Consider the following 18,874-nt stretch of genomic DNA (forward strand, 5'->3'; position numbering starts at 1 on the left):
GAACCCGCCCCCCGTCCACTCTCCACCGCCACCCACCCCACCGGCATCCCGGCGCCGGTCGCCCCGCCCGGGAGGACGTAGGGTGGCGGGCGAGATGAGACGTAGGAGTACGGCGCCGGCCTCGCCGCTTCCGCAGCGGTTCGGGGTGGATCCGGTGCACCTGCGGCTGCCCGTGGTGGGCGGGCCGTGGGGGACGGTGCGGGCGTATCTGGAGGAGCGGCTGCCGGCGGTCGCGGCGGGGCGGGTGGACGCGCTGCTGCGGGCCGGTGGGGTGGTCGGCGAGGACGGGCGGGCCGTCGGGCCGGCGGAGCCGTTCCGGCCTGGGGCGCACCTATGGTTCCACCGGGAGCTGCCGCCGGAGGTGCCGGTCCCCTTCGAGCTGGAGGTGCTGCACCGGGACGAGCACCTGGTGGTCGTCGACAAGCCGCACTTCCTGGCCACCACCCCGCGCGGACGGCACGTCGTGGAGACGGCGCTCTCCCGGCTGCGGCACGCGCTGGAGCTGCCCGCGCTGAGCCCGGCGCACCGGCTGGACCGGCTGACGGCGGGGCTGGCGATGTTCGTGGTCCGGCCGCAGGACCGGGGGGCCTACCAGACGCTGTTCCGGGACCGGCTGGTCCGCAAGGAGTACCGGGCGGTGGCGGCGTACGACCCGGCGGTGGAGCTGCCCCGCACGGTGCGCAGCCACATCGTCAAGGAGCGCGGGCGGATCGACGCCCACGAGCTCGACGAGCCGCCGAACAGCGAGAGCCGGATCGAGCTGCTGGAACGGCGGGACGGGCTGGGCCGCTACCTGCTGCGGCCGGCGACGGGGCGCACCCACCAGCTGCGGCTGCACATGAGCGGCCTGGGCCTGCCGATCCTGGGCGACCCGGTGTACCCGGTGGTGCTGCCGGAGCCGGCCCCGGACGACTTCGGCCGCCCGCTCCAGCTGCTCTCCGCGGTGCTGGAGTTCACCGACCCGCTGACCGGCCGCCGGCGCCGCTTCGAGAGCCGCCGGACGCTGGCGGCCTGGACGGACCACGCTTCCTGGTGAACCCCGGTGGTCCTGGTGATCCCCGGCTAGCGGCCCGCCGTGCCCGGGGGCAGCTCCAGCTCGAACCAGACCACCTTCCCCTCCGGCGTCCGCCGGCTGCCCCAGCGGTGGGCGAGCTCGTTCACCAGGTGGATGCCGCGCCCGCCCTCGTCCTCCTCGTGGGCGCGCCGGATCCGGGGGGTGGCGATGTCCTGGTCGGCCACCTCCACGGTGAGCGTGCGGTTGCAGAACAGCCGCAGCTGGGTGGGCGATCCGGCGTGCACCAGGGCGTTGGTGATCAGTTCGCTGGTGAGCAGCTCGGCGCAGTCGGCGAGGGACTCCAGCCCCCACCCGGTGAGCGTCTCCCGGGTGAAGCGGCGCGAGTGGGCGACCATCGCGTGGTCGCCGCCGAGCGGGAGGGTGGCGATCCGGTCCGAACCGGCCGGTCTGGCCTGCGCCATGATGACGGCGATGTCGTCCTCGCTGGTGCGGCCGGTGAGTTCGGTGAGCACGGCGTCGCAGGTCTGCTCCAGCGAGCCGTGCCGGTCGGCGACGGTGCGGCAGAGCAGCTCCAGCCCCTCGTCGAGGTCGCGGCCGCGCCGCTCGACCAGGCCGTCGGTGTAGACGGTCAGGATGCCCTCCTCGGGGAGGGTGAACTCGACGCTCTCGAAGGCCACTCCGCCGACCCCGAGCGGCGCGCCGGGCGGCAGTTCGACCAGGTGGGCGTTGCCCTCGGTGTCGGCCACCACCGGCGGCAGGTGGCCCGCGCAGGCGGCGGTGCAGCGCCGGCCGACGGGGTCGTAGACCACGCAGATGCAGGTGGCGAACTGGCCCTCGCCGAGCGCCGTGGTGGCCTCGTCCAGCCGTTGCAGCACCCGGTCGGGGGCGATCTCCAGGGTGATCAGCGTCCTTGCCACGGTGCGGAGCTGGCCCATCGTCGCGGCGGCCCGGATGCCGTGGCCCATCACGTCGCCGACGACCAGGGCGACCCGGCCGGAGGAGAGCGGCACGACGTCGAACCAGTCGCCGCCGACCTCGCTGACCACGCTGCTCGGCAGGTACCGGTAGGCGATCTCCAGCCCCAGCGTGCGGTGGATCTCCTGCGGCAGCAGGCTGCGCTGCAGGGTGAGCGCGGTCTCCCGCTCCCGCCGGTAGAGCCGGCCGTTGTCGATGGCCAGCGCGGTCCGGGCGACCAGTTCCTCGGCCAGCGCGCGGTCCGCCGGCCCGAACGGCACCGGGTTGCGGTTGCGGACGAACTCCGCGCCGCCGAGCACCAGTCCGCGCGCCAGCAGCGGCACCATCAGGTACGAGTGCACCCCGGCTTCCAGGCTCGGCTGCACCCGGTCCGGCGAGGCCACGATCCGCCGCAGCGCCGCCTCGTCCACCTCCGAGACCAGGATCGACCGGCCGGTGCGCAGGCTCTGCGCGTACACCTGCGCCGACTGCGAGGTCTCCCCGATCGCGTCGGCGGCGTCCGACATCCGGCCGAGCTCGTCCAGTTCGCCGACCGCCACCGCCCGCATCAGCACCGAGCCGTCGGGCGGCACCGGCGCCGGGTCCTCGCCGTCCAGCACCGTCTCGCGCAGGTCGACGGTCACGAAGTCGGCGAACCGCGGGATCACCACCTCGACCAACTCGTGGGCGGTGCGGTGGAGATCGAGCGTGGTACCGATCCGGCCGGACGCCTCGTTGAGCAGCGACAGCCGCTGCTGCGCGGCCCACGCCTCGTCGAGCGCCCGTTGCCGGGCGGCCGCGGCGTCCCGCTCCCGGGTGAACAGCAGCGCGTTGTCGATCGACACGGCCGCCCGCACCGCCAACTCCCCGGCCAGCGCCAGGTCGTCCTCCTCGTACGGGTGCTCCGAGACGGTCCGGTAGAACGCGGCGACGCCGACCGGCGACCCGCGCGCGATCAGCGGCACCACCATGAACGAGCGGACGTTCTGCTCGCGCGCCGCCGCCATGCGCACCGGGTCGTCCCGGAACCAGGCCAGCCCGGCCGCGTCCATCCGCGGCACCAGCACCGGGGCGCGGTGCGCGAGCGCCCAGGCGTAGGGAGTGGTGGCGACGAAGCGGTGCACCCCGCCGGTCCGGTCGATCGGGCGCAGCGTCGAGCGCCGCGCCGTGTGGAAGGCCATCCGCCGCAGCAGCGCCGAACCGTCGGCCGACGGGCGGGCCTCGCGCTCACCGCGCACCAGGTCGTCCAGGACCTCGACGACCACCGTGTCGGCCAGCCGCGGCGTCGCCACCTCGGCCAGCTCCTGGGCCGTCTGCGCGAGGTCGAGCGTGGTGCCGATCCGGGTGGAGGCCTCGTTGACCACCGCCAGGCGCTCCTGCGCGGCCTTCGCCTCGCGCAGCGCCTGCTGGCGGGCCAGCACGGTCCGGTGCTGGCGCAGGTAGAGCCGGGCGTTGTCGATGGCGACCGCGGCCCGGGAGGCCAGTTCGTCGCCGAGCGTGATGTCCGCCTCGGCGAAGGACTCCCGCTCGCCGCGCCGGGAGTAGACCACCATGCCGAGCGTGGTGCCGCGCGCCACCAGTGGGGTGATCCGCACCGAGCGCGGACGGTCGCCGAGGAACGCCTGCCGGCGGCTCTCGCTGATCGTCTCGCTCAGCGGCGGCAGTTCCCAGGACGGCACCACCACCGTCCGTCCGGTGGCCAGCGCCCGGGCGTAGGGGGAGTCCGGCGCCAGCTCGTGGACGGTGTCCACCGGCAGCGACTCCGCCGGGTAGAGCGGGTCGGCGGTGGCCAGCGCCAGCCGGCGCACCCGCAGCGGAGCGGCCGGGTCCGGCGGCTCGACGTTGCGGTCGGCGACCAGCGCCTCCAGCGCGAAGACGCCGCTGATGTCGGCGACCTTGGGCACCATCGCGTCGGCCAGCTCCCGGGCGGTCTGCCGCAGGTCCAGGGTGGTGCCGATGGAGGCCGTGGCCTCGGCCAGCAGGGCGAGCCGTTCCTGGGCGCGGGCGGCCCTGGTCTCGGCCTGGAAGCGCTCGGTGACGTCGACGACCGTCGAGCTCACCCCGAGGATCCGCCCGCCCTGGTCCTCCAGCCGGAAGTAGGACGCCGACCAGGCGTGGTCGTGCGACGGGTCGCCCGGTGTGCGGCCGTGCGAGCGGATGTCCACCACCGGCTCGCCGGTCTCCAGCACCCGGCGCATCACGGCCTCGCTCTCCGCGCCGTTGATGCCGGGCAGCAGCTCGGTCAGCCGCCGCCCGAGGTGCTGCTCCACCGACAGCCCGTTGATCCTGGCCAGCGCCGCGTTGAGCCGCACGAAGGCGAGGCGGGTGTCGTAGACGCTCATGCCGACCGGGGCCTGGGTGAAGAAGCCGTCCAGCACGGCCAGGTCCGCCTGGATCCGGCGCAGCGTCGTCACGTCGGAGGCCACCGCCAGCACCAGCGGGCTGCCGCCCGGGCCGGTGATCGGGTGGGTGCGGAACTCCAGGTTGACGTGGTGGCCGTCGCGGTGGCGCACCGGGAAGACGCCGGACCAGCCGCGGCCGTCCAGGATCTCCTGGAACAGCTCCAGCACCTCGGGGCGCCGCTCGTCGGAGGCCAGCAGCTGTACGGCCCGCTCGCCGATCGCCTCCTCCGCGGAGTAGCCGAGCAGGGCCTCGGCGTCGCTGCTCCAGTGCAGGATCCGGCCGTCGGCCTCGATCAGGGCGGTGGCGATCGGCACCATCAGCAGGGCCTCCGGACCGTCGGCGCGTCCGGGCCCGGCGGCCTCGCGCCGCTCATTCACCATGCTCGGTCACCATGGCCAGCACCGCCCGGAGCTCGTCGCCCACCCAGCCCTGCCATCTTCCCACGCGCCCCGCCACCCCCGCGCGGCACACCGCCCCGGGCGGCGGCGCACGGGGCGGCGGGCGGCTACCCGTGGGCGGTCTGCAGGGCGCGCAACAGCTGGACGCCGGGGGTGTCGACGGAGCGGCGGCCGTTGGCCAGCACGATCACCGCGACCTGCTTCTCCGGGTCGAAGGCCGTGAACGAGCGGTAGCCGCCGGTCCCGCCGTTGTGCCAGATCCGCAGGTGACCGCCCTGGCGGGCGTGCAGCCGGTCGCCCAGCCAGCCGAGGTGCATCCAGGCGAACGGGTTCACCCGGTGCCGCACCTCGCGGGTCAGCGCGATGGCGGGTCCGAGCGGCGAGCCGTCGCCGTCGCCGGCCGCCAGCTGGGCCTGGAGGAGGACGGCCAGGTCGGCGGCGGTGGACTTGAGCGCGCCCGCCCCCGCGAGGCCGGCGAGGTTCCAGCCCGGCACCGGCCGGCCGCCCGCGGTGTGGCCCGGGGCGAGCCGCGCCGCCTGCCGCTCGTCGGGCACGAGGACCGTGTCGGTGAGCCCGAGCGGCTCGCAGACCTCCCGCCGGACCAGCTCCCCGTACTCCAGGCCCGCCCGGTGCGCCAGGGCGAGGCCGAGCAGTCCGGCGCCGAGGTTGGAGTAGCGGAAGCTGCGCCCGGGCGCGGCCCGCACCTTGGTCCGCCCGAGGCTCGCGAGCAGCCACTCGGGGGTGCAGTGCGCGTACGGGTCGGGCTTGTTGGGGGTGAGCAGGGAGGGCAGCAGCATGCCGGCGGGCAGCCGCGGCAGGCCGGAGGTGTGGGTCGCCAGGTGCCGCAGCGCGAACGGCTGCGCCCCCTTGGCGGGGACGGCGACACCGGGCGGGAGCGCGTCGGCGAGGACGTCCGCGAGCGGTTCGTCCAGGCTGACGGTGCCCGCCAGGGTCAGCCGGGCGAGGGCGAGCGAGGTGAAGACCTTGGTCACCGAGCCGATCTCGAACATCGTGTCCGGACCGGGCACCCCGCCGGTGGGGCCGGGGCCGGTGCGCCCGGCGCCGCGGATCTCCACCGCGCCGCGGGCGAGGCCGGCGACCACCGCGCCGACCTGTTGGCCGGCGAGGCGGTCGGCGGTCTGCTGGACGAGGCTGCCAAGATCGTTCATGGCCCCGAGCCTAGGAGCGGCGGGGGGCGGCGGCGTCCACCGTGGCGACGATTTCGCGGCCGGCCCGCTCGTCCCCCGGAGGTACGGGGGACGAGCGGGGCGCGGTCGCGTCGGGTGCCCGCGTCAGCAGCTCAGGTTGTTGCCCGGCACGGTGCCGAGCAGCTGGGTGAAGCGCTGGTAGGCGTTGATCCGGCTCTGCACCTGGGCGGGGTTGCCGCCGTTGCACTCCAGCGAGCCGTTGATGCTGCGGATGGTCTCGCCGAAGCCGTAGCCGTTGACGATCGCGTTGTGCGGGGTCATGGTGCCGGGGCCGTTCTGGGTGTTCCAGTACCAGAGCGCGGTCTTCCAGGCGACGGCCGGGTCGGTCTGCACCAGGTTGGGGTTGCGCAGCAGGTCGATGCCGAGGGCGTCGCCGGCGGCCTTGTAGTTGTAGTTCCAGCTCAGCTGGATCGGGCCGCGGCCGTAGTACGCGGCCTGGCCGGCCGGGCAGCCGTAGGACTTCGAGCTGTCGCAGTAGTGGGGGTAGTTGGCGGTGTTCTGCTCGACGACGTAGACCAGCGCGCCGGTCTCGTGGTTGACGTTGGCGAGGAAGGCGGCGGCCTCCTGCTTGCGGACGGTGTCGGTGCCGGTGGCCGCGAAGGCGGGGTAGGCGGCGAGGGCGTCGATCAGGCCCTGGTAGGTGTAGAAGGGGTTCCGGTTCGGGAACATCTGGTCGAACTGGGCCTGGCTGACCGGGAATCCGCCCGGGTTCGGGGTGGCGGTCGGCGTCGGCGTGACGGTGGGCGTGACGGTCGGCGTCGGGGTCGTCGTCGGACCGGTGCCGCAGGTGCCCTGGTCGGACCAGACGCCGGAGCCGCCGGTGCTCGGCGGCTCGTTCTGGGTCCACCACTTGGCGAGCCAGTTGTGGCCGTTGTAGGAGACGGCGGCGCCGCCGGTGTAGACGGCCGAGGAGGCCCAGGGCGTGGCGCAGACGGCGGCGCTGGCGTTGGCCGCGGGCAGCAGCAGGACCACCGCCAGCGCCGTGGCGACGGCGGAGAGCAGTGCGAGCAGGCGTTTCGTGGACACTTGATCACCCCTTGTGCGGTGTGGGGCCGCACGGTCGTGGAGGTAGGGACGTCGGGGCAGGGGAGCCGGGCCCCGCGGGTGGCGGCACGTCGTGGGGGGACGGTCCGGCCGGGGCGGGGGTGCGGGGCTGACCCAGACTCAAGCGGAGTGGTCTATACCTGTCAAGGGGTTTCGGGCAAACGGCGCGCGGCGCGAACGGCGCGCCGGCGGCCGTGTCATGGTCAGGTCTCTCCATCTGGAAGGATGGCCGGGTGGACGAGACCCCCGATCCCGCCCCCCGTTCCGGGCCGGGCGCACCGATCCGCTCCGGCATCCCGGAGCACGGCCGGGTGCCCAAGTACTACGCCGTCAAGGGCCAGTTGGAGGCGCTGCTCGACGAACTCGGCGAGGGCGGCGTGCTGCCGACCGAGCGCGACCTCGCGGCCCGCTTCGAGGTGGCCCGCGAGACGCTCCGCCAGGCCCTGCGCGAACTGCTGCTCCAGGGCCGGATCCGGCGGCGCGGACGCAGCACCGTGGTGGCCGGCCCCAAGCTGGAGCAGCCGCTCTCGCTCGCCAGCTACACCGAGGGCGTGCGGCGCCAGGGGAGGGTCCCCGGGCGCACCCTGATCGGGCTGGAGCGGCTCGGCGCCGACCCGCAGCTGGCCGGGCAGCTGGGGATCGCCCCGGGCGATCCGGTCTGGCACCTGGAGCGGGTGCTGCTCGCGGACGGCGAGCGGGTGGGTCTGGAGAGCACCTACCTGGCGGTCGGCCGGGTCCCGGCGCTGGACGCGGAGTTCGACCCGGGCTCCTCGCTGTACGCCTATCTCGCCGAGAGGGCGGGCATCGGCTTCGGCGCCGCGGACGAGCGGATCGAGACGGTGCTGGCGACCCCGCGCGAGGCCCTGCTGATCGGTACGCCGCCGGCGCTGCCGATGCTGCTGCTGCACCGGCTGACCCGGGACACCGAGGACCGTCCGGTGGAGCGGGTGCGCTCGCTCTACCGGGGCGACCGGTTCAGCTTCACCACCCGCCTCGGGGCGGACTGACGCGCCCGCCCGGGTCCTTCCGCGCCTCCATCATGATCACGAAAAGATAACGGGTCTGGACCGAATTCGGGCGTTGTTCACACCCGGGCCGGCGGCCGGGCCACCCCCGTCCACCCGTCGATCCGACCGTGGTCACCGCCCCCTTCCGCGCCATGACGCAGCATCAGGAGGACGACGTGACCCCGCAGCACCCCGCCGCCGACCACGGGCACACCCCCACCGGCGGCCACGGCGGCTCCAGCTGGGAGGAGCGGCAGACCTTCGTGATCGCCAACGGCTCGGCGATCCCGGCCCTCGTCCCCGACGCCTTCGACGCGCTGCGCCCGCAGCTCACCGGCCGGGTCGACGAGACCGGCATCGCCGCCGGCGTCCTCGGCTTCACCCACACCCCGCCGGCCGGCTGGTCGGTCGACAACTCGGCGATGGGCACCGGCGGCGTCGGCGAGTGGCGCGGCTGGTCCTTCACCACCGACGAGTTCTGGACCAAGACCCAGCGCGACCAGAACCGCGAGCTGAACGTCCGCTCCCGGGGCGTCTTCGCCGTCGCCGACTCCGACGAGTGGGCCGACAAGGCCTTCCAGGGCGGCTACGACTCCACCCTGGTCAGCCCCGAGTACCCGGTGGCGGGGCGCGGCACCGTTCCGGTCGCCTTCACCACCTTCTACCGCCCCGAGGGCGCGCAGAGCGCCCGGGTGCTCGCCGTCTGGGACGGCGGCGCGCCGGTCGAGGTGAAGAGCTACACCACCGACACCAACGGCCGCCAGCGCCTCGACCTGGCCGTCCCGGCGGGCGCGGGCCGGCTGCGGCTGCGGTTCCGGTACACCGGGAGCAACAACTGGTACTGGGTGCTGGACGACGTCCGGGTCGGCTGACGGAGCACTACCCCTCGGACGGGGCGAGCGCGGCCCGCAGCCGCTCGGCGACCAGCGCCGCGCCCGCCTCGTCGGGGTACGTCCGGCGCGGCCAGAAGAAGCCGCGCAGCCCGTCCTTCGGATTGCGCGGCACCACGTGGACGTGCAGGTGCGGCACCGACTGGCTGATCCGGTTGTTCGCCGCGACGAAGCTGCCCGCCGCGCCCAGCCCGCGCTCCACGGCCGCCGCCACCCGCTGCACCCGCAGGAAGAACGGGCCGACCTGCGCCGCCGGCAGGTCCGCCAGGGTGCGGTGGTGGGCGCGCGGCACCACCAGCACATGGCCCGGGAAGAGCGGCCTGCGGTCCAGGAAGGCCACCGCCGCCTCGTCGTCCAGCACCCGGTGCGCGGGCTCCGTGCCCGCCACCACCGCACAGAAGACGCAGTCCATCCGTCCATTCAACCGGCCCGCCGCGCCCCCGGCATCCGCTCGGCGGGAGGCCGCCGGGAGGTCACCCGGGCGGACCCCGAGCGGGTGCGCTCCGGTGCCGTCGGGGCGCACCGTGCAGGTGGGGCGCGCGGCGCGTCCCGTCGACGAGGAGGTGGCCCGGATGGCGGGCAAGTTCGAGGTGTACGAGGACGCCGGAGGCAAGTACCGGTTCCGGCTCAAGGCGGGCAACGGCGAGATCGTCGCGACCGGCCAGGGGTACGCGAGCAAGGACGCCGCCCACAAGGGCGTCGAGGCCGTCCAGCGGGCGGCGGACGGCGCGAGCGTGGTGGACGTGAAGCCCAAGGCCGCGGCCTGAGGGCCGGGTGCGGCGGCGGGGCCGGCCCCGGGCGACAGTCGTGTCCGGGGCCGGCCCCGCCGCCGCACCCACCGCCCGCCGGTACCCGGTGGAGCTACTCGTAGCGGTGGAGCAGCGCCTCCCGCTCGTTCCGCTCGATCGCCTCGATGGTCAGCGCCGGGTCCGCCAGGTGCGAGAGGGTGACCTCGGCGGAACTCGGCTGGGCGTCCGCGGCGAGCCAGTTCTCCGGCTTCCACGCCGAGCCGCGCAGGAACGCCTTCGGGCAGTGCGCGTAGACCTCCTCGACCGCCACCACGATGGCGCTGCGCGGCGGCTTGCCGACCGCCGTCAGCTGCTCCAGCAGCCGCGGGTCGGTGGACACGCAGGCCCGCCCGTTGACCCGCAGCGTGGTGTCCCGGCCCGGCACCACGAAGAGCAGCCCGACCCGGCCGGTCTCGACGACGTTGTGCAGGGTGTCCAGCCGCTTGTTCCCGGTCGCGTCCGGGATCGCCAGGGTGAACTCGTCGAGCACCGACACCAGTCCGGGCGGCCCGCCGCGCGGCGACACGTCGCAGCGCCCGGCGGCGTCCGCGCTGGCCACCAGGACCAGCGAGGAGCAGCCGATCAACTGCCGGGCGACGTCGTGGACGCGGTCCACCTGCTTGCGGCGCGCGTGCTCGCCCGGCTGCTCGTAGACGTCCCGCAGCCGCGCGGTGTCGCGCACGGCGTCCGCGCTGAGGGCGGCGAAGAGGCCGGACGGGCCCTGCGGCCCGGGAGTTGACGGAACGGCGGTCCCCGGTGTGCTGGTCATACCGGTAAACGTAACGGAGGCCTCCGCGGCCGGACCGGGCAGGGGCGCCGGGCCCCGGGCGCCGGGCCCCGGACGCCGGCCGGACGGCCCGGGCCGTCAGACCGTGAGCGGAACGGGGTGCACCTCGTCCGCGGGGTGCCCGCTGCGCTCGTGGACCCGCTGCACGGCCTCCTTCGAGGGCGCCTCGGAGAGGCAGTAGACGACGCCCGCCTCCGGATCGGCCCACGCCTGCTCGAACCGCACGCCCTCGTCGGCCTGGATGTCCAGGTCGGCCTGGTGCGCCATGCGCAGCTGCTCCTCGGTGATGCCGGCCATCCCGTGGTGGACGTCCATGAACTTGGCCATCGCCCTCGCACCTCCTGGGGCCGGGGCCCGCGCCCGGCCCGAACCCGCCCCTCCCACCAGCTTGCGCCCCCGCGCACCGGCGCGCATTCCCGCCGCCGCCGTGAAACAGCCCACAGCCGGGGCCTCTCCCGGCGCCCGCCCGGCCGTGGCAGAATGACCGCAGCAGTAGCAGTGACGTTCAGCGCACTCCGGGGTCGGTGAAAATCCGAACCGGCGGTTACAGTCCGCGACCCGTCCGCAGCCAGCGGCCGGTTGACCAGGTGAAATTCCTGGACCGACGGTTAAAGTCCGGATGGGAGGCGTGCGCGGCGGACGAGTGAGCAAGGCCCGTGGTCCCCCGGTGGACCGCGGAGGTGTGGACGGCGACGGTCGAGGGATCCCCTTCTCCGGCGTCCGGTGCGGCAGCGGCCCGGCGACGGGCCCCGGTGCCGTCCGGCGAGCCGTGCAGCCCTGCGCCCGTCCGTGTCATCTCCCGTGCCACACCCCGGAGTCCGCGCCCCAAGCGCGAGGAGAACCCGGGTGTTCACCGGCATCATCGAAGAGCTCGGCGAGGTCGTGTCGATCGAGGAGATCGGCGACTCCTCGCGGATCCGCCTGCGCGGCCCGGTCGTCTGTGAGGGCGCGCGCCACGGCGATTCCATCGCGGTCAACGGCGTCTGCCTGACCGTCGTCGACACCCCCGACCAACTGGCGGCCGGTACCGGCGAGTTCAGCGCCGACGTGATGGCCGAGACGCTGCACCGTTCCAGCCTGGGCGAGCTGAAGCCCGGCTCGCCGGTCAACCTGGAGCGCGCCATGGCGCTCGGCGCCCGGCTCGGCGGACACCTGGTGCAGGGTCATGTCGACGCCACCGGGCGGCTGTTGAGCCGCGAGCCGGGGGAGCGCGACGCCGCCGGCGAACTCCGCTGGGAGGTGCTGCGCTTCTCGCTGCCGGAGTCCATCACCCGCTACCTGGTGGAGAAGGGCTCGATCACCGTCGACGGCGTCAGCCTCACCGTGGTCGAGGCCGCCCGCGACAGCTTCACCGTCAGCCTCATCCCGGCCACCCTCGCGCTGACCACGCTCGGCACCAGGGCCGTCGGCGAGAGCGTCAACCTGGAGGTGGACGTCCTCGCCAAGTACGTGGAGCGGCTGCTGGAGTCCCGCACCCTGCCCCAGGCGGCCCCGACCGACCCGGCGACCGGCGGGGAGGAGCGGTGAACTGGCTCAACGGTGACGCCTTCACGGTGTTCGGCCAGCACGTGAAGTGGGCCGACATGATCGGCAACCTGTTCGGCATGGCCGGACTCGCCCTCGGCTGGCGCCGGTCGGTCTGGAGCTGGCCGGTCCAACTGGCCTCCGGCGCCGTCCTGATCACCGCCTACCTGGCCGGCGACGTGCCCGGCATGGTCGGCAAGCAGCTGATCGTCATCGCCGCCGCCGCCTGGGGCTGGACGCAGTGGCGGCGCGGCCGGCAGAGCGCCGGCGAGGTCGCCGTCCGGTTCGCCACCTGGCGCGAACGCGCCGCGCTCGCCGCCGGCACGGCCGCCTGCACCGCCCTGGTGGCCTGGGCCTTCCTGACGATCCCCGCGCTCGGCTCGTGGAGCCCGTGGGCGGACGCCTACATCTTCGTCGGCACCCTCGCCGCCATGGTCGCCCAGGCCCGCGGCTGGGTGGAGTTCTGGTTCGCCTGGATCGCCGTCGACCTGGTCGGCGTGCCGCTCGCCTTCAACTCCGGCTACACCTTCTCCGGCCTCACCTACTCCGTCTACTTCGTCCTGGTCCTGCTCGGGCTGCGCTCGTGGTGGCTCAGCAGCCGAGCGCCGCGCCCCGTGTCCACCACCGTCCCGCAGGGAGCAACGGCATGACCGACAACCCGTCCGGCGAACTCGTCCTCGACCCGGTCGAGCGGGCGATCGCCGACATCGCGCTCGGCCGCGCGGTGATCGTCGTCGACGACGAGGACCGCGAGAACGAGGGCGACATCGTCTTCGCGGCCTCCGCCGCCACCGCCGAGCTGATGGCCTTCACCATCCGCTACAGCTCCGGCGTGATCTGCGCCCCGATGACCGGCGCCGAACTGGACCGGCTCAGGCTCCCCCCGATGACCCAGGTCAACGAGGACCGCAAGGGCACCGCCTACACCGTCTCGGTGGACGCCCGCGAAGGGGTCGACACCGGCATCTCGGCCGCCGACCGGGCCCGCACGGTGCGCCTGCTCGCCTCGCCCGGCACCGGGCCCGGCGACCTCGCCCGCCCCGGCCACGTCTTCCCGCTGCGCGCCGTCGAGGGCGGCGTGCTGGTGCGCCCCGGCCACACCGAGGCCGCCGTCGACCTGGCCCGGCTGGCCGGACTGCCGCCGGCCGGCGCGATCGCCGAGGTGGTCAACGACGACGGCACCATGGCCCGGCTGCCCGAGCTGGTCGCCTTCGCCCGCGCGCACAACCTGGCGATCATCTCCATCGAGGACCTCATCGCCTACCGCCGCCGCACCGAGCTGCACGTCGACCGGGCCGCCGTCACCGCGCTGCCCACCGCCTTCGGCGAGTTCACCGCCGTCGGCTACCGGGGCACCCTCGACGGCGTCGAGCACATCGCCCTGGTCGCCGGCGGCCTGGACGCCGAGGGCCGGCTGCCGGACGGCGAGGACGTCCTGGTCCGGGTCCACTCCGAGTGCCTGACCGGCGACGTGCTCGGCTCGCTGCGCTGCGACTGCGGCCCGCAGCTCCAGGCCTCGCTGCGCCGGGTCGCCGAGGCCGGCCGGGGCGTGGTGCTCTACCTGCGCGGCCACGAGGGCCGGGGCATCGGCCTGGCGCACAAGCTGCGCGCCTACGAGCTGCAGGAGCAGGGCCGCGACACCGTCGACGCCAACCTCGACCTGGGCCTGCCCGCCGACGCCCGCGACTACAGCATCGGCGCCCAGATGCTCTGCGACCTCGGGGTCCGCTCGCTGACCCTGCTGACCAACAACCCGCAGAAGCTCACCGCGCTCACCGAGCACGGCCTGAAGGTCAAGGGCCGCGAGGCGGTCGAGATCCCGGCCGGTGAGCACAACGCGCGCTACCTGCGGACCAAGCGCGACCGGATGGGCCACGACCTGCCCGGCCTCGACGCCTGAGCCCCCCTTCCCGCGTCCCGAACCTCCCGCATTCGAACCTCCCGCAGCCCGAACCACCGAAAGGCACCCGCACATGAGCGGCCACGGAGCCCCCGAGCTCACCATCGACAACGCCGCCGGCCTCAAGGTCGCCGTGATCGCCGCCCAGTGGCACGAGCAGGTGATGAACGGCCTCCTCGACGGCGCCCACCGCGCCCTCAAGGAGCTGGGCGTCGCCGAGCCGACCGTCCTGCGCGTCCCCGGCACCTTCGAGCTGCCGGTCGCCGCCAAGCGCCTCGCCGAGCGCGGCTTCGACGCCGTGATCGCCCTCGGCGTGGTGATCCGCGGCGGCACCCCGCACTTCGACTACGTCTGCCAGGCCGCCACCGCCGGCCTCACCCAGGTCGCCGTGGACACCGGCGTCCCGGTCGGCTTCGGCGTGCTGACCTGCGACGACGAGCAGCAGGCGCTGGACCGCGCGGGCCTGCCGGGCTCCGCCGAGGACAAGGGCCACGAGGCGGTCACCGCGGCCGTCGCCACCGCCGTCGCGCTGCGCGCGCTCTGAAACCCCGGCCGACGGGCCGCCCTCCGGACCGTGGACGTCCACCGGACCGTCCACGGTCCGGAACCGTTTACCGCCTGTCAGCCCGCACGCCGTAAGGTGAGAGCCATCATGGCTTCGAAGACATTCGAGGAGCTCTTCACCGAGCTCCAGCAGAAGGCCGCCACCGGCGACCCCTCGTCCTCCCGTACCGCGCAGCTCGTCCAGCAGGGCGTCCATGCGATCGGCAAGAAGGTCGTCGAGGAGGCCGCCGAGGTCTGGATGGCCGCCGAGTTCCAGTCGGACGAGCAGACCGCCGAGGAGATCTCCCAGCTCCTCTACCACCTTCAGGTGATGATGGTCGCCCGCGGGCTGACGCTCGACGACGTCTACAAGTACCTCTAGGCCCAGGCCCGGAAACCCCCACACCCACACCGAACAGGTAAGGAACTGACCTCCATGCTGCGCATCGCCGTCCCCAACAAGGGTTCGCTCTCGGGTCCTGCGGCGGAGATGCTCCATGAGGCCGGCTACCGGCAGCGCAAGGACGCCAAGGAGCTGGTCCTGGTCGACCCGGACAACCAGGTCGAGTTCTTCTTCCTGCGCCCGCGCGACATCGCCGTGTACGTCGGCTCCGGCCGCCTCGACGTCGGCATCACCGGCCGCGACCTGCTGCTGGACTCGCACTCCAACGCCGAGGAGGTGCTCGCGCTCGGCTTCGCCGGCTCGACCTTCCGCTTCGCCCGCCCGGTCGGCGTGGACGTCGAGGACGTCAAGGGCCTGGAGGGCCTGCGGATCGCCACCTCCTACACCGGCCTGGTCGAGCAGCACCTGGCCGACCACGGCGTGAAGGCCACCGTCACCAAGCTGGACGGCGCGGTGGAGACCGCGGTGCAGCTGGGCGTCGCCGACGTGATCGCCGACGTGGTGGAGACCGGCACCAGCCTGCGCAACGCCGGCCTGGAGGTGTTCGGCGAGCCGATCCTGATCTCCGACGCCGTGGTGATCCGCCCCAAGGGCGCCGGCGAGGACGCGGGCGTCGACCAGTTCCTGCGCCGTCTGCAGGGCGTGCTGGTGGCCCGCCGCTACGTGCTGATGGACTACGACATCCGCGCCGAGAGCGTCGGCGCCGCCGTCGCGCTGACCCCCGGCCTGGAGTCGCCGACCGTCTCCCCGCTGCACACCGCGGGCTGGGTGGCGGTCCGCTCCATGGTGCTCCGCAAGGAGGCCCAGCGGATCATGGACGACCTGTGGAGCATCGGCGCCCGGGCCATCCTGGTGACCAACATCCACGCCTGCCGCCTCTGACCGGCTCGCGGGCATAAGGACCGGTTGAATGGGGTGGGCCGCCGTCCGGCGCCCCACCCCTTCCCGTACCACTCGAACCAGCACCCCCGGAGCCCCCTCGTGTCCACCCCCGCCGAGTTCCCCGTCACCTGGGCCCCGCGCCGCACCCGCGCCGTGCTGCTGCCGGTCTGCGTGCTGCTGGTGGTGCTGTTCGCCGTCATGGCGGTCGCCCTCCCGGCGAACTGGCAGCTCAACGACCGGATCATGATGGCGGCCAGCGGCGTGCTGTTCGCCGCCGTCGGCCTGATGCTGGCCCGGCCCCGGGTCAGCGCCGACGCCGAGGGCGTGACCGTGGTCAACTTCGTCCGCAGCCGCCGGCTGGCCTGGGCGGAGATCATCGGCGTGAACTTCCGCCAGGGCGACCCGTGGGCCACCCTCGACCTGGCCGACGGCACCTCGCTGGCCGCCGTCGGCATCCAGTCCGGGGTGGGAAAGGCCCAGGCCATCGCCGACGCCCGCGCCCTGCGCGACCTGGTCGTGCACCACGGCGGCTGACCCGCCGGGCGCGTCCGAACGGGGATCCTACATCCGCACGGGTATGGTCTACGCTGGTAAAAGCGGGGCAAAGGCATTGCCCTGCCCGGAATCTGGCCGAAAACGACCTGAGGAGTGACACTCCCCGTCCATGGACGATCCGTCCGGTAGTACCTGCGCCGCCCACCTTTCGACCACCGGAAGGCAGGCGGCACTGTGATCACCGCCTGGCTGCTGCTCCTCGCGGCCCTGCTGCTCATCCTCGCCAACGGCCTCTTCGTGGCCGCCGAGTTCGCCTTCGTGACCGTGGAGCGCGGCGCCGTCGAGCGCGCCGCCGAAGCCGGGGACGCCAAGTCCGGCCGGGTCTCCCGGGCCCTGCGACACCTCTCCTTCGAGCTCTCCGGCGCCCAGCTCGGCATCACCGTCACCTCGCTGGTGGTCGGCATGCTCGCCGAGCCCGCCCTGTCGACCCTGCTGCAGCCGGTGTTCACCGGCCTCGGCCTGCCGGCCGGCGCCTCGCGCGGCGCCGCCGTGGTCATCGGCATGCTGCTCGCCACCGTCGTCCAGATGGTGATCGGCGAGCTCGTCCCGAAGAACTGGGCGATCTCCCGCCCGCTCCAGGTGGCCCGCGCGGTCGCCGCCCCGCACATGGCGTTCTCCCGGGCCTGCCGCCCGCTGATCCGGGTCCTGAACGGCTCGGCCGACCGCACCGTGCGCGCCTTCGGCATCGAGCCGCAGGAGGAGCTGGGCCACGCCCGCACCCCCGCCGAGCTGGTCTCGCTCGCCCGGCACTCCGCCAAGGCGGGTGCCATAGACGAGGAGTCGGCCACCCTGTTCGTGCGGACCCTCGGCCTCGGCGACCTCACCGCCGAGTCCGTGATGACCCCGCGCGTGGACGTCTCCGCCCTCCAGCGCGACGCCAGCGCCGCCGACGTGCTCAACCTCACCCGGGCCACCGGCCTGTCCCGCTTCCCGGTCTACGCCGACAGCCTGGACGAGGTCACCGGCACCGTCACGCTCAAGGACGCGCTGGCCGTCCCCGCCGAGCGGCGCGCCGCCGTCCGGGTCGGCGACCTCGCCGTCCCGCCGCTGCTGGTGCCCGAGACGCTGCCCGCCGAGCGGCTGCTCGACCAGCTGCGCCGCCTCCAGCCGATGGCCATCGTGGTCGACGAGTACGGCGGCACCGCCGGCGTGGTCACCGTCGAGGACATCGTCGAGGAGATCGTCGGCGAGGTGCAGGACGAGCACGACCCCGCCGACACGCCCGAGCTGCTGCCGCTGCCGCCGGCCGACGGCCTGCCCGTCTGGGCGGCCGACGGCCGCGCCCGGCTCGACCAGCTGGAGGCCATCGGCCTGCACGCCCCGGAGGGCCCGTACGAGACGCTGGCCGGCCTGGTCGCCGACCTGCTCGGCAAGCTCCCGGACCCCGGTGAGCAGGCCGAGCTGCCCGGCTGGCGGTTCACCGTCGAGGCCGTGGACCGGCACCGGACCAGCCGGGTCCGGGTGGAACGGACCGCCGAACACCACCACTTCTTCGGCACCGACGAGGACGGCACCCGATGACCGCGCTCCAACTGGCCGTCGCCCTCCTGCTGCTGCTCGGCAACGCCTTCTTCGTCGGCGCCGAGTTCGCCGTCGTGTCGGTGCGCCGCAGCCAGATCGAACCGCTCGCCGAGGCCGGCAACAAGCGCGCCCGCACCGTGCTGCACGCGCTGTCCAACGTCTCCGCGATGCTCGCCGCCGCCCAGCTCGGCATCACCGTCTGCTCGCTGGGCCTGGGCGCGCTCGCCGAGCCGACCATCGCCCACCTGCTGGAGGGCCCGTTCCACGCGCTGGGCATCCCCGCCGGCCTCCAGCACCCGCTGGCGTACGGCATCTCGCTGGCCGTCGTGGTCTACCTGCACATGGTGATGGGCGAGATGGTGCCGAAGAACATGGCGCTGGCCGGTCCCGAGAAGGCCGCGCTCTGGCTCGGCCCGCCGCTGGACCGCCTGGCCCGCTGGCTGGCCCCGGTGATCTCCTTCCTCAACACCTTCGCCAACGGCGTGCTCAAGCTGTTCAAGGTGGAGGCGAAGGACGAAGTGGAGTCGGTGTTCACCACCGAGCAGCTGATCTACCTGCTCGCCGACTCCGGGGACGCCGGTCTGCTGGAGAAGGACCGCCAGGAGCGCCTGGAGGACGCCCTGGAGCTGGGCCGCCGCCCGCTCACCGACGTCCTGCTCACCCCCGAGCAGCTGGTCACCGTGGACACCAAGGTGACCGCCGCCCAGATCGAGCAGCTGGCGCTGCGCACCGGCTTCTCGCGCTTCCCGGTCACCGACGGCGACCCGGCCGGCCACGGCTACCTCGGGTACCTGCACCTCAAGGACATCCTGGACGTCGAGGACCCGACGGTCCCCGTCCCGGCCCGCCTGTGGCGGCCGATCACCGTGCTGCGCGGCACCCTGCCGCTGGACGACGCGCTGGGCGCGATGCGCCGGGCCGCCTGCCACCTCGCGGCCGTCCTCGACCAGGACGGGCGCACGCTCGGCGTGGTGATGCTGGAGGACGTGCTGGAGGAGCTGGTCGGCGAGGTGCACGACCCGGACCACCGTTCGGCCGCCTGAGTTCCCGAG

At 74.1% G+C, this 18,874-nt stretch carries 18 protein-coding genes, 1 pseudogene and 1 riboswitch; of the genes and pseudogenes, 13 read left to right on the top strand and 6 right to left on the bottom strand.

Annotated elements, in window-relative coordinates; all coding sequences use genetic code 11:
• The first annotated feature begins 94 nt into the window (after nucleotides 1-94).
• The gene (locus ABT238_RS05890) at nucleotides 95-1,036 is read left to right on the top strand and encodes a pseudouridine synthase (protein ID WP_350755670.1); all 942 of its coding nucleotides are present in this window, start codon (nucleotides 95-97) and stop codon (nucleotides 1,034-1,036) included.
• Nucleotides 1,037-1,062: 26 nt separating this feature from the next.
• Here the strand turns inward: ABT238_RS05890 and ABT238_RS05895 are convergent, their stop codons facing one another.
• From ABT238_RS05895 to ABT238_RS05905, 3 genes are all read right to left on the bottom strand, one after another.
• Complete coding sequence (locus tag ABT238_RS05895; protein ID WP_350570843.1) at nucleotides 1,063-4,752, bottom strand: SpoIIE family protein phosphatase; 3,690 nt, start codon at nucleotides 4,750-4,752, stop codon at nucleotides 1,063-1,065.
• Between the two features lie 125 nt (nucleotides 4,753-4,877).
• Nucleotides 4,878-5,939, bottom strand: a complete 1,062-nt coding sequence (locus ABT238_RS05900) for a serine hydrolase domain-containing protein (protein ID WP_350570841.1) — start codon at nucleotides 5,937-5,939, stop codon at nucleotides 4,878-4,880.
• Nucleotides 5,940-6,062: 123 nt separating this feature from the next.
• Nucleotides 6,063-7,004, bottom strand: a complete 942-nt coding sequence (locus ABT238_RS05905; RefSeq protein WP_350570840.1) for a glycoside hydrolase family 19 protein — start codon at nucleotides 7,002-7,004, stop codon at nucleotides 6,063-6,065.
• A 251-nt stretch (nucleotides 7,005-7,255) separates the two neighbouring features.
• On the opposite strand from ABT238_RS05905, the gene ABT238_RS05910 reads away from it, so the two are divergent.
• Together ABT238_RS05910 and ABT238_RS05915 are read left to right on the top strand one after the other, a co-directional pair.
• Nucleotides 7,256-8,029, top strand: a complete 774-nt coding sequence (locus ABT238_RS05910) for a GntR family transcriptional regulator (RefSeq protein WP_350570838.1) — start codon at nucleotides 7,256-7,258, stop codon at nucleotides 8,027-8,029.
• Nucleotides 8,030-8,229: 200 nt separating this feature from the next.
• Nucleotides 8,230-8,901 (top strand): annotated as a pseudogene (locus tag ABT238_RS05915) (alkaline phosphatase family protein); the annotation flags it as partial.
• A 7-nt stretch (nucleotides 8,902-8,908) separates the two neighbouring features.
• Here ABT238_RS05915 and ABT238_RS05920 read toward each other — a convergent pair.
• Nucleotides 8,909-9,331, bottom strand: a complete 423-nt coding sequence (locus ABT238_RS05920; RefSeq protein WP_350570837.1) for an HIT family protein — start codon at nucleotides 9,329-9,331, stop codon at nucleotides 8,909-8,911.
• Nucleotides 9,332-9,491: 160 nt separating this feature from the next.
• On the opposite strand from ABT238_RS05920, the gene ABT238_RS05925 reads away from it, so the two are divergent.
• Nucleotides 9,492-9,686: a YegP family protein gene (locus ABT238_RS05925; protein ID WP_350570835.1), complete on the top strand. Its 195-nt coding sequence runs from the start codon at nucleotides 9,492-9,494 to the stop codon at nucleotides 9,684-9,686.
• A gap of 94 nt (nucleotides 9,687-9,780) precedes the next feature.
• On the opposite strand, the gene ABT238_RS05930 is transcribed toward ABT238_RS05925, so the two are convergent.
• Both ABT238_RS05930 and ABT238_RS05935 read right to left on the bottom strand, forming a co-directional pair.
• Complete coding sequence (locus tag ABT238_RS05930; protein ID WP_350565672.1) at nucleotides 9,781-10,476, bottom strand: MSMEG_1061 family FMN-dependent PPOX-type flavoprotein; 696 nt, start codon at nucleotides 10,474-10,476, stop codon at nucleotides 9,781-9,783.
• Nucleotides 10,477-10,572: 96 nt separating this feature from the next.
• On the bottom strand, nucleotides 10,573-10,821 hold the full coding sequence (locus ABT238_RS05935; RefSeq protein ID WP_350565674.1) for an SCO4226 family nickel-binding protein: 249 nt from the start codon (nucleotides 10,819-10,821) through the stop codon (nucleotides 10,573-10,575).
• Between the two features lie 180 nt (nucleotides 10,822-11,001).
• Nucleotides 11,002-11,129: riboswitch (FMN riboswitch) on the top strand.
• Between the two features lie 211 nt (nucleotides 11,130-11,340).
• On the opposite strand from ABT238_RS05935, the gene ABT238_RS05940 reads away from it, so the two are divergent.
• The 9 genes from ABT238_RS05940 (at nucleotide 11,341) to ABT238_RS05980 (ending at nucleotide 18,865) form a co-directional block, all read left to right on the top strand.
• Complete coding sequence (locus ABT238_RS05940; RefSeq protein WP_350565676.1) at nucleotides 11,341-12,021, top strand: riboflavin synthase; 681 nt, start codon at nucleotides 11,341-11,343, stop codon at nucleotides 12,019-12,021.
• Complete coding sequence (locus ABT238_RS05945; RefSeq protein ID WP_502884259.1) at nucleotides 12,018-12,668, top strand: nicotinamide mononucleotide transporter family protein; 651 nt, start codon at nucleotides 12,018-12,020, stop codon at nucleotides 12,666-12,668. Before ABT238_RS05940 ends, ABT238_RS05945 begins: the two co-directional genes overlap by 4 nt.
• Nucleotides 12,665-13,918, top strand: a complete 1,254-nt coding sequence (locus ABT238_RS05950) for a bifunctional 3,4-dihydroxy-2-butanone-4-phosphate synthase/GTP cyclohydrolase II (RefSeq protein ID WP_350565678.1) — start codon at nucleotides 12,665-12,667, stop codon at nucleotides 13,916-13,918. Before ABT238_RS05945 ends, ABT238_RS05950 begins: the two co-directional genes overlap by 4 nt.
• 73 nt (nucleotides 13,919-13,991) lie before the next feature.
• Nucleotides 13,992-14,462, top strand: a complete 471-nt coding sequence (ribH, locus tag ABT238_RS05955; RefSeq protein ID WP_350565680.1) for a 6,7-dimethyl-8-ribityllumazine synthase — start codon at nucleotides 13,992-13,994, stop codon at nucleotides 14,460-14,462.
• 108 nt (nucleotides 14,463-14,570) lie between these two features.
• Nucleotides 14,571-14,843: a phosphoribosyl-ATP diphosphatase gene (locus ABT238_RS05960; protein ID WP_030306151.1), complete on the top strand. Its 273-nt coding sequence runs from the start codon at nucleotides 14,571-14,573 to the stop codon at nucleotides 14,841-14,843.
• 54 nt (nucleotides 14,844-14,897) lie between these two features.
• A complete protein-coding gene (hisG, locus tag ABT238_RS05965; protein WP_350565682.1) occupies nucleotides 14,898-15,746 on the top strand; it encodes an ATP phosphoribosyltransferase in 849 nt (282 codons plus the stop codon).
• Nucleotides 15,747-15,845: 99 nt separating this feature from the next.
• Complete coding sequence (locus ABT238_RS05970) at nucleotides 15,846-16,280, top strand: PH domain-containing protein (RefSeq protein ID WP_350565684.1); 435 nt, start codon at nucleotides 15,846-15,848, stop codon at nucleotides 16,278-16,280.
• 195 nt (nucleotides 16,281-16,475) lie between these two features.
• Entirely contained in the window at nucleotides 16,476-17,822 is a 1,347-nt protein-coding gene (locus ABT238_RS05975) for a hemolysin family protein (RefSeq protein WP_350565686.1), read from the top strand.
• Complete coding sequence (locus ABT238_RS05980) at nucleotides 17,819-18,865, top strand: hemolysin family protein (RefSeq protein ID WP_350565688.1); 1,047 nt, start codon at nucleotides 17,819-17,821, stop codon at nucleotides 18,863-18,865. Before ABT238_RS05975 ends, ABT238_RS05980 begins: the two co-directional genes overlap by 4 nt.
• Nucleotides 18,866-18,874: the final 9 nt, after the last annotated feature.

This window comes from Kitasatospora sp. NPDC001527, from assembly GCF_040298605.1.
Lineage (GTDB): Bacteria > Actinomycetota > Actinomycetes > Streptomycetales > Streptomycetaceae > Kitasatospora.